The organism is Streptosporangium sp. NPDC002544, assembly GCF_040295965.1.
GTDB lineage: Bacteria > Actinomycetota > Actinomycetes > Streptosporangiales > Streptosporangiaceae > Streptosporangium.
Genome location: NZ_JBEOWJ010000010.1, coordinates 120484 through 134314 on the forward strand (window position 1 = coordinate 120484; position 13831 = coordinate 134314).

16 protein-coding genes and 1 tRNA gene are annotated in these 13831 nt (G+C 67.0%); 11 read left to right on the forward strand and 6 right to left on the reverse strand.

What is annotated here, in order from left to right; genetic code table 11:
* Window positions 1-15: 15 nt before the first annotated feature.
* Entirely contained in the window at window positions 16-162 is a 147-nt protein-coding gene (locus tag ABT061_RS17355; RefSeq protein ID WP_350918151.1) for a hypothetical protein, read from the reverse strand.
* 220 nt (window positions 163-382) lie between these two features.
* Between ABT061_RS17355 and ABT061_RS17360 the strand changes: the two genes are divergently transcribed.
* Window positions 383-1057 carry an integrase gene (locus tag ABT061_RS17360; protein ID WP_350918154.1) on the forward strand — a complete coding sequence of 225 codons (675 nt, stop codon included), beginning with the start codon at window positions 383-385 and terminating at the stop codon, window positions 1055-1057.
* A gap of 694 nt (window positions 1058-1751) precedes the next feature.
* Window positions 1752-2720, forward strand: a complete 969-nt coding sequence (locus ABT061_RS17365; protein WP_350918157.1) for an ankyrin repeat domain-containing protein — start codon at window positions 1752-1754, stop codon at window positions 2718-2720.
* A gap of 222 nt (window positions 2721-2942) precedes the next feature.
* Here the strand turns inward: ABT061_RS17365 and ABT061_RS17370 are convergent, their stop codons facing one another.
* Both ABT061_RS17370 and ABT061_RS17375 read right to left on the reverse strand, forming a co-directional pair.
* On the reverse strand, window positions 2943-3479 hold the full coding sequence (locus tag ABT061_RS17370) for a hypothetical protein (RefSeq protein WP_350918160.1): 537 nt from the start codon (window positions 3477-3479) through the stop codon (window positions 2943-2945).
* 103 nt (window positions 3480-3582) lie between these two features.
* A complete protein-coding gene (locus tag ABT061_RS17375; RefSeq protein WP_502991452.1) occupies window positions 3583-3909 on the reverse strand; it encodes a UTRA domain-containing protein in 327 nt (108 codons plus the stop codon).
* On the opposite strand from ABT061_RS17375, the gene ABT061_RS17380 reads away from it, so the two are divergent.
* On the forward strand, window positions 3860-4753 hold the full coding sequence (locus ABT061_RS17380) for a tyrosine-type recombinase/integrase (RefSeq protein WP_350918164.1): 894 nt from the start codon (window positions 3860-3862) through the stop codon (window positions 4751-4753). The two genes, ABT061_RS17375 and ABT061_RS17380, sit on opposite strands and share 50 nt — an antisense overlap.
* Window positions 4754-4874: 121 nt before the next feature.
* On the opposite strand, the gene ABT061_RS17385 is transcribed toward ABT061_RS17380, so the two are convergent.
* A tRNA-Tyr gene (locus ABT061_RS17385) sits at window positions 4875-4956 on the reverse strand.
* Between the two features lie 472 nt (window positions 4957-5428).
* On the opposite strand from ABT061_RS17385, the gene ABT061_RS17390 reads away from it, so the two are divergent.
* On the forward strand, window positions 5429-5923 hold the full coding sequence (locus tag ABT061_RS17390) for a YajQ family cyclic di-GMP-binding protein (RefSeq protein WP_030925087.1): 495 nt from the start codon (window positions 5429-5431) through the stop codon (window positions 5921-5923).
* 243 nt (window positions 5924-6166) lie between these two features.
* Here ABT061_RS17390 and ABT061_RS17395 read toward each other — a convergent pair whose 3' ends face one another.
* The gene (locus ABT061_RS17395; RefSeq protein WP_350918167.1) at window positions 6167-6829 is read right to left on the reverse strand and encodes an SGNH/GDSL hydrolase family protein; all 663 of its coding nucleotides are present in this window, start codon (window positions 6827-6829) and stop codon (window positions 6167-6169) included.
* 332 nt (window positions 6830-7161) lie between these two features.
* Here ABT061_RS17395 and ABT061_RS17400 point away from each other — a divergent pair, with 332 nt between their 5' ends.
* From ABT061_RS17400 to ABT061_RS17430, 7 genes are all read left to right on the forward strand, one after another.
* On the forward strand, window positions 7162-7770 hold the full coding sequence (locus ABT061_RS17400; protein ID WP_350918170.1) for a TetR/AcrR family transcriptional regulator: 609 nt from the start codon (window positions 7162-7164) through the stop codon (window positions 7768-7770).
* Between the two features lie 172 nt (window positions 7771-7942).
* On the forward strand, window positions 7943-8932 hold the full coding sequence (locus ABT061_RS17405) for a hypothetical protein (RefSeq protein ID WP_350918173.1): 990 nt from the start codon (window positions 7943-7945) through the stop codon (window positions 8930-8932).
* Between the two features lie 21 nt (window positions 8933-8953).
* Complete coding sequence (locus ABT061_RS17410) at window positions 8954-9529, forward strand: pyridoxamine 5'-phosphate oxidase family protein (protein WP_350918175.1); 576 nt, start codon at window positions 8954-8956, stop codon at window positions 9527-9529.
* Between the two features lie 187 nt (window positions 9530-9716).
* Window positions 9717-9980, forward strand: coding sequence for a hypothetical protein (locus ABT061_RS17415; protein ID WP_350918178.1), 264 nt, complete (start codon window positions 9717-9719; stop codon window positions 9978-9980).
* Between the two features lie 27 nt (window positions 9981-10007).
* Window positions 10008-10481 carry a carboxymuconolactone decarboxylase family protein gene (locus tag ABT061_RS17420; protein ID WP_350918180.1) on the forward strand — a complete coding sequence of 158 codons (474 nt, stop codon included), beginning with the start codon at window positions 10008-10010 and terminating at the stop codon, window positions 10479-10481.
* Between the two features lie 147 nt (window positions 10482-10628).
* Window positions 10629-11552, forward strand: a complete 924-nt coding sequence (locus ABT061_RS17425) for an RNA polymerase sigma-70 factor (RefSeq protein WP_350918183.1) — start codon at window positions 10629-10631, stop codon at window positions 11550-11552.
* Window positions 11553-11982: 430 nt separating this feature from the next.
* Window positions 11983-12861 carry a WD40 repeat domain-containing protein gene (locus tag ABT061_RS17430; protein ID WP_350918186.1) on the forward strand — a complete coding sequence of 293 codons (879 nt, stop codon included), beginning with the start codon at window positions 11983-11985 and terminating at the stop codon, window positions 12859-12861.
* A 59-nt stretch (window positions 12862-12920) separates the two neighbouring features.
* Here ABT061_RS17430 and htpX read toward each other — a convergent pair whose 3' ends face one another.
* Window positions 12921-13772, reverse strand: coding sequence for a zinc metalloprotease HtpX (gene htpX, locus ABT061_RS17435; protein WP_350918189.1), 852 nt, complete (start codon window positions 13770-13772; stop codon window positions 12921-12923).
* Window positions 13773-13831 lie beyond the last annotated feature (59 nt).

A 13831-nucleotide genomic window follows, 5' to 3' on the forward strand; every position in this document is an offset into this window, starting at 1 on the left:
AACGGAGGGCCCGGATCAACGCGATCCGGGCCCTCCGTCGTCTTCTCGGTTCCAAACGAGCATGCGCAGCGGATCCGCGAGCACCGCCCCCAGATAGCCCCATTCGATGATCCGGGTGAAGAAGCAGCGCAGGTTGATCAATCTGTTCTTGATGCTGGGCATGGCCAGCGGCGTTCCCGAGGGCCGCGGGGAGCTGGATGCTCTGCTTGTGCGGCTGCGCGACGAGGTGTCTCGTCTCAGGGCGGGCTTGCCGGCCGGGAGGCGGCCAATGCTGCTCGGCTGCGGTCGGCGCGTCGGGTGGGGGTGTTTCATTACTCCGGCGGGGCTGAAGAGGGGCTGCTCCTATGGCGTCGCCTGGTAGGCCCACACGCTCGGCTCAACCTTGCTGGCCGCGGTCACCCAAAGCGCCGGCACCCTGACCGAGATCCTGGCCGAGTCGATCAAGAACGTCGCCTCGTTACACGACTTCACCTGTGACCTGGTGCATGCGGGATCCCCTTCAGCAACGGTCTCGATGGTGCGCCGTACGGGTGACGCCCTGGAATGGCTGGTGCTGGCCGACTCCGCCGTTGTCCTCGACACCGGTACGACAGAGCCGACGGTGATCTGTGACGATCGGGTGAGCCGCATCGGGGCGCGCTACCGGGCGCTGATGGACAGCCTGCCGGGCGGAAGTCCCGAGCATGCTGAGGCGTTTCGCGGCTACGTCGATACTTTACGTGATCATCGTAATCGGGACGGCGGTTTCTGGGTGGCCTCCGTTGATCCCCTCGCCGCAGAACAGGCCCTCACCGGCACCGCCCCGGTGGATCAGGTGCGGGCGGTGGCGTTGTTGAGCGACGGCGCCTCCCGTCTCGTCGACCGCTTCGCCCTGGCGTCCTGGCGGCAGCTCCTCGACCTCCTCGGCCAGGGCGGCCCCAATGAACTGATCCGCCGTGTCCGAGAGGCCGAACACGGCGATCCGGACAGCTCCCGCTGGCCTCGGGGCAAGATCCATAACGACGCCACTGCGGCACTCTGGAAATTTCGTCGACCCAGCGGATCAGTGGCGTGCTGACCGCATGAGACGCACGCCGTACGACCGAGGTCCCGGACACCACCGGGGCCCTTCGTCGTTCCAGGGCCGGTTCTCGCCCGCGCGATGCCTGGAAAGCCCGGTGCCACCGGGGAAAACGACCTCAAGATCATTGCGCGACCACCGACGTTGGGCCGCTCAGGGCGGCATACCCCGAAAAAGCAAAAGAGCCCCTCGCGGGGCTCTGAGCTGGGAAAATCCAGTGTGGCAGGTGCAGGACTTGAACCTGCGTAGGCTGAGCCGACGGTTTTACAGAACCCTGCCCGGCAGATCAACACATAGCATTTGGCCTGCAGAAACGTCATCTCGATAGCTCACCGGACGCGCATGGCGACGCGCATACGACGCGAGCCCTTCTCTCCCGCCTGTATCCAACTGACGTGGCGGCCTCGACCCCTTTGATGCGAACCCCGGTGGAGCGCACCGCTTCCGATCAACGGATGCTAGACAGTGCCGTCAGGTGCGTGACGATGATGTCCGTCGATCTCGGCTGCGCTCCCGTGTCAGCGGGTCCGCTGCCTTTTCGTTGACTCCGCTCAACTGCCCGATGGCCGGGGTGACCATGAGCACGGGAAGCTCCGCCCTGCTTGCGGGGCTTCCCGTGACCGGCCCGAATTTGTCGGCCTTGTCCGCCATGATCAGCGCTCATATCCCGTACATCCTCTCAAGGAGTGCCATGGCTGTCACCGACGGAGCCGGATGGTCCGGCATGGGCTGGAACGCCTGGACGGATCTCGCTCTGATCCGTGCTCGACTCGACGCGGGTGCCGACCCGAATTCGGGCACGGACTTCCATGGACGGCCCCTCCATCAAGCAGCCGAGGAAGGCTCGCCGGAAGTGGTCGCGGAACTGGCCCGGCGCGTCAACGACGTCGACGCGGAGGATGAGGGCCGCACCGCACTCTGGCTCGCCGTCTTCGCCAACCGCCCCAACAACGCCCGCGCCCTGGTCGCCGCCGGAGCGGACCCATGGCGGCCGATGATGAACGGCTGGTCCCCTGGACGACTCAGCCTGGCCACTCCCACCCCCGACCTGTTCACCATCCCCTCCCGGGAGATCGGCCTGTCCACCACCGAGGCCGCCGCAGTGTCGGAAGCCAGGCGCTTGATCGCCGCATTGGGAGACTTCGACTACGACGGCCTCGGCCTGGCATGCGTGGCCGGCATCAGCGCGGCCGAGGCGGCACAACGTCTGGAAGCCACGCGAGCTGATGACGACGACATGGAAGCGATCATGGAGGATCCCTGGTCGGATGACGATGAGGGCCTGGCCGTCGTCGGTGTCACGGATGTGCCCGGCGGATGCGTCGTCAGCCAGCCGTGGGGATATATCCCGGCCAGGTCCAGCGTCAACGAGCGTTTGTCGGCGGGCACCGTCTGCTACGGGCTGTACGCCAATCCCAAGAGCGGCAACCAGGGAAGTATCACCCGCGACGGCGTCATCGAAGAATGGGACACCCATCCCGGCGGTGGCAGCGTGTCCGACGACGAATCAGCCGAGGAAATCCTTGCCACCTACCTCTACCACGGCGAGGCCGTGGCCTACTGCTGCTCCGGCGCGGGCCTCCGTCCGACCGACGCCCGAGCGATCGTCGGCCAAGCCGACATGTGGCTGAGGCTGCCCGAACACTACTGGCGGCGCTGACCGAGCAACATAGCGAAAGGCCCGCCTCCATGATCTGGAATCGGGCCTTTCATCTTGTGGGGTGTTCACGAATAGGGATGGCCTGCACCGAGTCGGTCATGGTGATGATCGCTTCCCGCAACATGACTGATCGTTTCCCAGCTGTTCGGCGCTTTCAGGTACTGATAGCGCTCTGCGTGCGGCACGCATCGGCGTGGAACTGGGAGGTCATGCATCAGGGGTTCAGGGTCCGTCGGTCCAGATGTACCAGGGGCCCTTGAAGTGTTCATACCTTCCCTCTTCTGGGTCCGGTGCCCGATCCGGGATGTAGGCGAAGCCGTAGCTCTTCCAATTCATCGTGAGCGAGGTGACCATGAACCTCGCTCCCCCGGGGATCTTCTCCACGTCGTCCACCCGATACAGGCCCCACCACCGACGGCTGACATAGTCGTCGCGCACCGACCGGGCGTAGCTCTCCAGGCTCGACTCCGACAGGGCGAAGCGCGCATGAAGGGGCGCGTCGAGTTTGACCAGCAGCACGGTGCCCAGCGCCAGTCCGACTGGGACGAACATCCAGGGCTCCCACGCCCGCCGCCGCTCGCCAGGGCCCAACACCCGTACGAACCAGGCCATGGCGATGGCGAGCACCAGCCAGTACAGCGCCAGCGCCAATGCCCAGTAGGACAGGCCGGGAGTGCTCGCCTCAATGAGCGCCAGGAGCGAGGCGAGTCCGACGGCCCCGGTGAAGAGCAGGGCGAGGGGGTTGCGAGTCAGGCGCATGGGGTGATCTTTCCCGATACCAAGACCAAGCGCATCGGCCCCACCATCAGTGCCGGGAAGCCAACCCGCAGACCACTCGGGGCCCGTTCTTGAGTAGGGCTGATCAGGTGCGGTCGGATACCGGCCCGGAGTACCCGAGTTGCGAGGTCTCCGCCGGGACCACGATGTCGGCGATCTCGACCGGCCGGCCATCGGCGAGATAGGCCCGCTGGATCGTCAGCACGATGGACCCTGGCGAGATGCCGAGACTTTTGGCCTCTCCTGGAAGAGCAGCGCGTGCGCTGACATCCTCAACCCAATCATCGACAATCACACCGATCTCGGCCATCCGGTGCGTCACCCCATGGCCAGCCAGCGGCCCATCCTCCGGCACGGTTCCCGTGTCCGCGCTTGCCGATGAGGCCGTGGTGCTGGGAACGCTGAAAGGCATCTCCAGAACCCTGACGGGAAAGACCGTGTCGGGGACCACGATTGCCCGCAAACGTGCGGTCTTCTACAACATCCTGGACTACGCGGTGAGCCCGGCAAAGCTCTTGACCAGTAACCCGCTGATCAGCGTGAAATGGAAGACCCCGAAGGTTGCCGAGGAAGTCTCTCCCCGCCGCGTGGTCAACCCGCAGCAAGCCGCGGCGCTGTTGACCTCAGTTGAAAAAGCAATGGATCAACTGACGGCGTTCTTCGCGGTCATGTACTACTCGGCCCTACGCCCTGCGGAAGCCGTAGACCTGACCGCTGATGAAATCGACCTTCCCGAGGCCGAGAACGGTGATGAGTGGGGATGGCTCTGTCTCGGCGGTTCCGCGCTGGCAGTGGGGGCCGACTGGACAGGCAACGAGAAGCGCCGGGAGTCGCGGGAGCTGAAGCACCGGGCACGTAAGGCAGTCCGGCCGGTGCCGATCCCGCCGCCCCTGGTGGCCATTCTTCGAGGCCACCTCGCCGAGTACGGGGTAAGCCCGGACGGGCACCTATTTGTCGGGGAGCGTGGCGGCCCACTGTCAGAGAGCGTCTGGCCGTGTCTGGCAGAAGGCCCGTACGGCGGCCCTGAGCAAGGCAGAGGCAGCCTCACCGCTCGCAGCGCGAGACCGTACGACCTACGGCATGCCTGCGTCTCCACGTGGCTCAACGCCGGCGTCCCGGCTCCCCAGGTCGCCGAGTGGGCGGGGCACAGCGTGAACGTGCTCCTACGGGTCTACGCCAAGTGCATCGTCGGCCAAGACGATCTCGCCCGGAAGCTGATCGCCGAAGCCCTGAGCCCCTTGCAAAACCCCGGCTGATCGCCGACGCGCATACGACGCGGGCACCCGTAGATCGCCGTTGATGACCATGGACAGCCGGACATACGAGAACAGCCCCCGCACCGCGTTTTCGCTGGTGAGAGGGCTGTTTCTGCTGGTGTGGCAGGTGCAGGACTTGAACCTGCGTAGGCTGAGCCGACGGTTTTACAGACCGCTCCCTTTGACCACTCGGGCAACCTGCCGCGTCCTCCGCGTACCGCGGCGACAGGAAAAGAATAGCGGACTTCCAGGGGTGACGTGACATCCGCGGAGGGCACCCACCGATAGATGGGCGCACTGGGACTTTTGGGGCGAGCGTTGTCGCTCGTGCCGGTCTTGAGCGGGGCGGGCGAGGCAGGAGGGGCGTCGCGATACGGGCGTGATGCGGGGTTCGGCGGCGGGTATCGGGCGGGTGAGGCGGGTGGGCCGGGGGTGACCTGAGGGAGAGCCGGCCGTGGAGTGGGACGGCGGAGCGGGGTAACGGAGTGGGACGACACGCTGTGAGCGAGGCGGGACACACTGCCGCCCCAGCATTGACAGGAGATGCTGGATAGGCTGATCCGTTACGTACGCGTCTACCGAACCTGCTCGCGGACGCCGCCGCGGTTCGCGGACCGCGATATTCGGGAGCCGGGCAGCGGGTGATAGTTCCAGCAGTTCAAAGGGGATTGGGCTTTGGCGGATTCATCGTTCGACATCGTTAGCAAGATCGATCATCAGGAGGCCGACAACGCACTGAACCAGACGGTCAAGGAGGTCGGGCACCGGTTCGACTTCAAGGGTACCGGCGCGACGATCGCCTGGTCGGGTGGTCAGAAGGCCGTTGAGATCAGGGCCAACAGCGAGGAGCGCGCCAACGCGGTCCTCGACGTGTTCAAGGACAAGCTGATCAAGCGTGGCCTGTCGCTCAAGATTCTTGACGCGGACGAGCCCAAGCTGTCCGGCAAGGAGTACCGCCTTCTGATCACCCTCAAGGAGGGCATCGACCAGGAGCAGGCCAAGAAGATCTCGAAGATCATCCGGGATGAGGGGCCCAAGGGGGTCAAGGCCCAGATCCAGGGTGATGAGCTGCGGGTGAGTTCCAAGAAGAGGGACGAGCTGCAGGAGGTCATCGCCCTTCTCAAGGGCAAGGACCTGGAGGTCGCCCTCCAGTTCACCAACTACCGGTAGACCGAGGGCCGGGCGGAGCCGTGACTCGCACGGTTACCGCCCTCCGCTCTCGGATGCACGCTGCCGAGAGTGGAGTCGACGACAGGCGCTTCGGGCCACTCTCCTCCGGACGCGTTCAGAGCGATCATGAGGCTTGAGTGGCCCAGAGCCACCCGGCATCGGATGGTCCACCGTGACCCCGAAAACGCACCGCCATGCTCAGCGGATGCCCGCGACGGTTCCAGCGATGGACGCACGCGCCCTTCAGGCCGAGGCGAGGTGACGGCCCAGTCGTCTGATGGTCTCCGCGGCGAGCAGGGCGTGGCCCCGCATCGAGGCATGGATCATGTCTGAGCTGTACGTCGAGATGTCGGCGCAGGCAGGGTGGCTCCACATGTCGACGACCAGCGCGCCGTGCCTGGCGGAGACCGCGCTCACCCGCTCGTTCAACCGCAGCAGTTTAGGACTGAGCGCCTCAAGCTGAGGGATGGCCGAGGCGATGTTCATGAGGCGGTACGTGATCACTGTCGCACCGGCCGCCCGTAATCCGCCGATGATGGCGTCCAGCTCGCCCTCGACCGCGTCCATGTCGACCACCGGGCGGAACAGGTCGTTGCCCCCGCAGATCACGGCCGCGAGGTCGGGCCCGAACTCCAGTGCCCGGCCGAGCTGCTGTTCCCGCACCTCGGCGGCGACCAAGCCGCGCAGGCCGAGGTTCACATAGGCCAGGTCGGGCCGGCGCCGGGCCAGCGCCTCCTGGGTCCGGTCCGCCCAGGGCAGGGTGCGGTAGCCGGGGGCAGGCTCGCCCAGCCCTTCGGCGAGGCTGTCGCCGAGCACCGCGAACCGCTTCCACGGGGCGGTGGCGAGGAGCCTGTCGGCCTCCTTCGCCGGGAGGTGGAAATCATCGGTCGAGACGTCTTCGGTCACGTTCACTGCCTTTCTGGGCATCGGTCCGGCCCAGCTGGGGGCCGATCCGCCTGCCGACAGCATAAGAACGAACGATCGTGCTATCAATATCCATCAAGCTGGAAGTTATCTGGTTGATTTAACAGAACGCTCGTGCTTAAAGTTTGATTCGCGAAGGACATGTTCGACAGCCGACGGCTGTTCCGGCGCTGCTCGGCTCCGGGCCACGGCGGGCCGGTCGCGCCGGGGAGCACGGCTCGGGCAGCCCACCGCGTATGGTCTCCGCACCGGCTGTCGCCGATCAGTGGCGAGCCGCTTGGACGGGAACGGTTGAGATGACACAGGACGGGCGTGTGGTGCGCGGGGATCAGACCCGGCAGCGAATCCTGGACCGCGCGATGGCCATCGCGTCCCAGGACGGGCTCGAAGGGCTGTCGATCGGGAGCCTCGCCACCGACCTCGGGGTGAGCAAGAGCGGGCTGTTCGCACACTTCGGCTCGAAGGAGGAGTTGCAGATCGCGGTCGTACGGGCTGCCGAGGAGGTCTTCACCCGCGAGGTGGTCAAGCCGGCGCTGCGGACCGCGCCCGGCCTGCCACGCCTGGTCGAGCTGTGCGGGGGCTGGCTCGACTACTCAGAGCGGCGGGTCTTCCCCGGCGGTTGCTTCTTCTACGCGGCGGGTGCGGAGTTCGACTCACGACCTGGCCGGATCCGCGATCTACTGGCCCAGGCACGCCGCGACTGGCTGTGCCTGTACGAGCAGACCATCCGGGACGCCCAGCAACTCGGCCAGCTCGACGCGGATGTCGAACCGGCCCAGCTGGCGTTCGAGTTCGACGCGCTCGCCACCGCGGCGAACTCGGCCGCGCTGCTGCTCGACGACACCTCGGCGTACCAGCGCTCGCGCGCCGGGATCCGTACCCGGCTGCGCGCCCTGGCCACCCGGCCGGAAGAGGTTCCCTGACGACTCCACAGCGAGGCCCGGTCCGGGTTACCTGAAATGCCGGTGGCCGAGAACCGGCCCCGGGCCCCCTTCCGCTTCAGCGATGCGACCGTCTCCCCGGATCTTTCGCCGGCTCTTGACGCAACTTTTCCCGCCGGGGCCCCATCTATCAGGGGGACGGAAGGAAAAACCGATGAGACCCTCACACGGATTCGCCGTACTCGCAGTCGCCGCCGTAGCGGCCACCGGCATGATCGCCACTCCGGCAGTGGCGAAGACGGACAACCCGGCCAGGTACGCCTGGCTCAAGAGCTGCCCCAAGGGAGACAGCAGCGTCCCCTGCGGCTCGTGGATGCTGACCCTGCGCAGCGGGAAGACCGTCACGCTGCCCGACGCGCAGGTCCACCCCAGGTCCGCAGGTGGCAAGGTGGACAGGACCGCCAGCAACTCGATCTCCATCAGCGACGACGGCCGCTTCGTGAACTACTTCAAGGGCGGCGAACTCGTCGTCCGTGAAGTGAGCAGTGGAAAGGTCCGCCCGCTGCCGGGCGGTACCGCGAGCCTGCCCAAGGGGATCGGCCAGAGCGACGTGGACACGACGCTCTCTCCTGACGGCTCGGCCATCGTGGTCGACTACTATGACGCCGCGAACAGGCTGCCGACCCTGGTCATCAACCTGAAGACCGGCGAGACGGCCAAGCTGCCGCCGAAGAACAGCCTGATGGGTTTCAGCCCCAGCGGGAAATACCTGCTCACCTCCCGGTTCACCGATGACAACACCACCGAGTTCGTGGTCTTCGACGCCGAAGGCAATAAGACGGCGAGCCAGATCATCCCGCAGATCGTGTCCAACAACGCGCCTGTCGCACTGGCCGACGACGGGAACACCGTGGCCCTGGTCATCTCCAGCGAATCAAGCGGGCCACGCCTGCGTACCTATGACCTGTCCTCTGACACCGTCTCCGAGGCGATCGGAATCGGCATGCCCAAGGGCGAGGCCGCGCAGCGTCTCTCCTGGGACACGGCCGGCTCGCTCACCCTCTGGACCAGCCGCAGCGACCAGGAGGGCGAGCTGGGCTCCGCCGTGAAGCGAACGCTGAACGCCGAGACCGGGAGCACTCGCAAGCTGGACTCCTTCAGACTCAGGAAGAACGTGTGGGTCTGGTGGCTGCCCGGCGAGTGACCGTGAATTATCTTCGCTTTTATGGGGAAAATTCATGACAAGATCAATGACCGGCTGCGCGAGTTCATCAAAGCGCAGCCGGTCTATTTCGTGGCGACGGCTCCCGAGCAGGGCGGTCACGTCAACATGTCCCCCAAGGGATACGCCGACACCTTCGCCGTTCTCGACGACACCACCATCGCCTACCTGGACCTGGACGGCAGCGGGGTGGAGACCATCTCCCACCTCCGCCAGAACGGCCGGATCACGGTCATGTTCTGCGCCTTCTCCGGCCCTCCCAACATTCTTCGCCTGTACGGCACCGGCCGGGTCGTCGTACCGGAGAGCCCTGACTTCGCCACGCTGATCAAGAACTTCGGCCCGCACCCGGGTGTGCGGTCGATCATCGTCGTCGACTGTGACCGCATCGCCGACTCCTGCGGCTTCTCCGTGCCGTTCATGTCCTTCGACAGTGACCGGACGCTGCTGGACGAGTGGGCGGGCCGCAAGGATGTCCAGGAGCGGCGTGCCTACCGGGCGAAGAAGAACCGCGAGAGCATCGACGGCATCCCCGGTCTCTCCTCCGAGGAGACCGACCCGGTCACCCAGCACTCCTGAGACCACGGGCCCAGCCGGGCTTTCTCCGAGGTCGGGTGACACCCGTGATGCCAAGCGACACGAGGGTGTCAGTGCGCGGGCGTTCGGCTCGTCGTGCCTGATGCTCCCAGACCTGCGGGTGGGGCTGTGCGTGGTGTCAGAAGGGGCCTTCGGGGAGGGTCGGACCGGATTTTGGCGGAAGCCGTAGATGACGGCGTGCGGGTGGTGGCGCGATCAGGACTGGCTGACCGGTGACCCACTGCGCCGCCTCCGCCGCCGGGCGCGCGCACCGGACCGGACCCGGGCGCTGCCTCGGGCCGAAATGGAGGCGTTGCCGACCCGCCCGGACCTGGCCCTGCGCGAGCGCGCTCAGCGGATCGACGCCGAGCCGGCCGGGCTCGGCGGCCGGGAGACGCAGGTCACATTCGTCTATGTCACAGGGGGTCGGGCTACCCCGTCTCAGGGGGTGTAGCCATCAACGACCACAGAGGAGCACACCATGGACGCGCGACTCAACTACTTCGCCGACCCGACCGCCGGCAAGGTCCTCAAGTACTTCATGTCGGCGGGAAAGGCGCTCAAGGACTCGCCACTGCCGACCGCCACGCAGGAACTGGTGGCGCTTCGGGTAAGTCAGATCAACGGCTGCGCCGTCTGCATCGACATGCACACCAAAGAGGCCGTCGCTGCCGGTGAGACCTCGGTGCGGCTGAACCTGGTCGCCGCGTGGCGGGAGGCCACGGTCTTCACCGAGGCCGAGCGTGCCGCGCTGGAGCTGGCGGAGGAGGGGACCCGGGTCGCGGATGCGGCCGGTGGGGTCAGCGACGAGGTGTGGGCGTACGCCGCCAAGCACTACGACGAGGGGCAGCTCGCCGCCCTGGTGCTCCTGGTCTCCTTCATGAACACGGCGAACCGGCTGAACATCATCACCCGGCAGCCGGCCGGCGACTACGTGCCCGGGCAGTTCCACTGAACGGCATCGGCAACCGGCTCGGGGTCCGGCTGCGGGCTCCGAGCCCCCGGGCTCGGGGCGTGTGCCGGTGGCTCGGATGATCACCAGAAGATGCCTGCGCCAGCGAGTACGGCCGGGTGAGAGGGGTTCAAGGGGAGGAGATTCGGCGTGAGCAAGGTCGAGGAGTTCGAGGAGCTGCGGCCGCTGCTGTTTTCGATCGCCTATCGGATTCTGGGCAGTGTGGGTGAGGCCGAGGACGCGGTGCAGGAGACATGGCTGCGCTATGACGGCTTGGCGACCCGGCCCACGTCGACCAAGGCTCTTCTGTCGGCCGCGGTGACGCGGATCTCGATCGATGTGCTGCGCTCCGCGCGAGTGCGGCGGGAGGCGTACGTGGGCCCGTGGTTTCCCGAGCCGCTGCTGAGCGATCCGTATCAGGATCCGGCGCGGTCGGTGGAGCTGGCCGACTCGGTGTCGATGGCGGCGTTGCTGCTGTTGGAGCGGCTCAGCCCGCTGGAGCGTGCGGTGTTCGTGCTGCGGGAGGTGTTCGGCTTCGGGTTTGACGAGGTCGCCGCGGCGGTGGGGCGGTCGGAGGCGGCGTGCCGGCAGCTGCTGGTGCGGGCGCGGCGGCATATGGAGGCCGGGCGGCCGCGCTTCGAAGCGGTCCGCAAAGAGCGGGAGGAACTGGCGTCGCGGTTCTTCGACGCCCTCCGCGAAGGCGACGTCGCCGGCCTGCGGGAACTGCTCGCCGCCGACGTATCGATGGTCGGTGACGGCGGCGGCAAGGCCCCGCAGCTGGCCAGGGCCGTCATCGGCGCCGAGAACGTGGCCCGGCTGCTCGCCTCCCTCTTTCCCCAGATGGCCCGGATCGACGTGACGTTCGAGCCGCACGAGGTCAACGGCCAGCCGGGCGCGATCTTCCACGACCGGGACGGCAAGGTGCTCCACATCCTGGCGCTCGATGTACTCGACGGGCAGATCCAGACGATCCGCTCGGTGATCAATCCCGACAAGCTCGGGCACGTGGGCCCGGTAGCGGACGCCTGGGCAATCGACCGTGAAGTAAGACAGGCACGCCGGCGCACGAAATGACCGCAACACCGGCAGGGCATTTCGCCATCCCGGGGATGAGGGGCAAGGACCGGCCGGAGTGCACGCTGCCGCACCGCCGCTGACACCGAGGGTCCGGTGGGAACAGAACGGTGAGTCCGGCTTGGCGTCACATTCGTTGACATGATCATCGTGAGTCGGTGTGTCACCAGGCACAACGAGCGTGTTTCCAAAAGCCGGCGTTCGCCCGTACCCTGCTGCGCGCGTCGGCGGTATCGGCTGTCAGCGGTTGTGGTCGGCCCTGCGCCACCATGCCGCGGTGGCGAGCACGCCCGCTGACACTCCCGTGTCGCTTGGCACATGACGGCACCGCCGGCCAGCCTTGACCGAGGCGTACAGTAGCCCGTACGTAACGGACGCCCCCCGAATGTCCGGAAGACTCGGGGGGGCCTCAGTGGGATTGTTCCGCCGCTTGAGTGTTTGCGTCGTCGTGGTCGTCGTGGTCATGGGGGCGGGCGTCCCCGCCCAGGCCGGGGGCGCGAGATCTCCGGTCCGGTACGCGGGGCTCGACGGATGTGTCTGTGCTCCGTGGAAGCTCTGGGTACGCGGCGGCAGGGTGGTCAGCCTCACCGACGCCCGGGTGTTCTCCAGGGGCAGGCAACGGGCTCCGCTGGCCCTGTCGCCCAACGGGAGGTATGTCACTTATTTCCAACTCGGCGACGGGGCGCTGGTGGTACGGGAGATGACGACCGGCGAGATACGCACGGTGCCCGGCGTGAAGTGGTCGAGCGCCATGCGCGCGGCGCGGATCGAACTCTCTCCCGGCGGGCGGTACGTGGTGCTGGGCATCCGGTGGGGGCACCGGATCCTGGACACGTACAGCGGTAAGAGTGTCCCGGTGCCGCCGGGACTGCGGCCTTGGAGCTTCAGCCCCGACGCGAGGTTCGTGCTGGTGGTGGATGACTCGTTCCAGGCGGGGATCTACTCGATGTCGCCCTTCGCCGAGTGGGGACGCGTCCCGGTGGGAGGCGCGCTCGGTCCTGACGGGGAGACCGTGGCCCATTTCACGGCGCGTGACGCGGGGATCGGCCTGTGGGACGTGTCCGCGGGCAGCGCGCTGAGGCGCGGCCCCATCCCCGTACCCCGTGGCAGGACCCCTACCAGGCTGCGTTGGAACAGCAAGGGCCACCTCGACCTGCAGACGGTCACCTCGCGCAGGTTGAGGAGAGGGGGAGGCACTCGCTACGCCTGGTACCGGGTCGACCCGGAGTCAGGCCGTACGGAGCGGATCGGCGGCTTCATCGTGCCCGGATCCGTCCACAACCCGATCATCACCGGTCTGACGCCCTGACCCGCCTCATCCGGCGGGGTCGGCGGCGGCAACCTGTCAGGGGCTCTCGTGTCAAGCGGTCAGCGGCGGTACCCGGCCATGCGCTCCAGGCGGGCGACGCGCTCGGCGGTGGGCGGGTGGGTGGAGAACATCCGGCCGAGCCCCGCACCGCGGAAGGGGTTGGCGATCATCAGGTGGGAGGCGGAGGCGATCCGCCCGTTCTCCGGGAGGGGCAGATGGCGGGTGCCCATCTCGATCTTTCTCAATGCCGAGGCGAGTGCCAGCGGATCGCCGGTCAGCCGAGCCCCTGACTCGTCCGCCTGGTATTCGCGGGAGCGGGAGATGGCCATCTGGATCATCCCGGCCGCGACCGGGCCCAGCACGATCATGAGGAGTGCGCCGATGAATCCGGGACCCTCGTCGTCCTCTCCGCCGCCGAAGAACAACCCGACGTAGCCGAGATAAGTGATCATGGTGGCGAGCGCTCCGGCCACCGAGGAGATCAGGATGTCGCGGTTGTAGACATGGGAGAGCTCGTGCCCGATGACACCGCGCAGCTCGCGCTCGTCGAGTATCTGAGTGATCCCGTAGGTGACGCAGACGGCGGCGTTACGAGGGTTGCGCCCCGTCGCGAAGGCGTTGGGCTGCATGGTCGGCGAGACGTAGAGCCGGGGCATGGGCTGGCGGGCCTGCGTGGAGAGCTCGCGCACGATCCGGTAGAGCAGCGGCTGCTCGACCTCACTCACCGGCCGGGCGCGCATGGCCGACAGCGCGATGCGGTCGGAGAAGAAATAGGCGGCACCGTTGGTCACCAGCGCGACCAGAACCGCGATCTGCACGCCTGCGCCGCCTCCGAACCACGCCCCCACCGCGATGATCACCGCGGACAGTGCGCCGAGAAGGACCGCGGTACGCAGACCGTTGTGGTGCACTACACCCCCCTTTCGGTTGATGCCGATTCACCTGTGACAACGTTTCCAGCCAGGACAAA

Excerpts from the sequence above, each read along its gene's own strand:
- ABT061_RS17410 (WP_350918175.1), top strand. The coding sequence starts at position 8,954 with ATGGGGAAAATTCATGACAAGATCAATGACCGGCTGCGCGAGTTCATC.
- ABT061_RS17405 (WP_350918173.1), top strand. The coding sequence starts at position 7,943 with ATGAGACCCTCACACGGATTCGCCGTACTCGCAGTCGCCGCCGTAGCG.
- ABT061_RS17420 (WP_350918180.1), top strand. The coding sequence starts at position 10,008 with ATGGACGCGCGACTCAACTACTTCGCCGACCCGACCGCCGGCAAGGTC.
- ABT061_RS17370 (WP_350918160.1), bottom strand. The coding sequence starts at position 3,479 with ATGCGCCTGACTCGCAACCCCCTCGCCCTGCTCTTCACCGGGGCCGTC.
- ABT061_RS17355 (WP_350918151.1), bottom strand. The coding sequence starts at position 162 with ATGCCCAGCATCAAGAACAGATTGATCAACCTGCGCTGCTTCTTCACC.
- ABT061_RS17375 (WP_502991452.1), bottom strand. The coding sequence starts at position 3,909 with ATGCCTTTCAGCGTTCCCAGCACCACGGCCTCATCGGCAAGCGCGGAC.
- ABT061_RS17415 (WP_350918178.1), top strand. The coding sequence starts at position 9,717 with ATGACGGCGTGCGGGTGGTGGCGCGATCAGGACTGGCTGACCGGTGAC.
- ABT061_RS17365 (WP_350918157.1), top strand. The coding sequence starts at position 1,752 with ATGGCTGTCACCGACGGAGCCGGATGGTCCGGCATGGGCTGGAACGCC.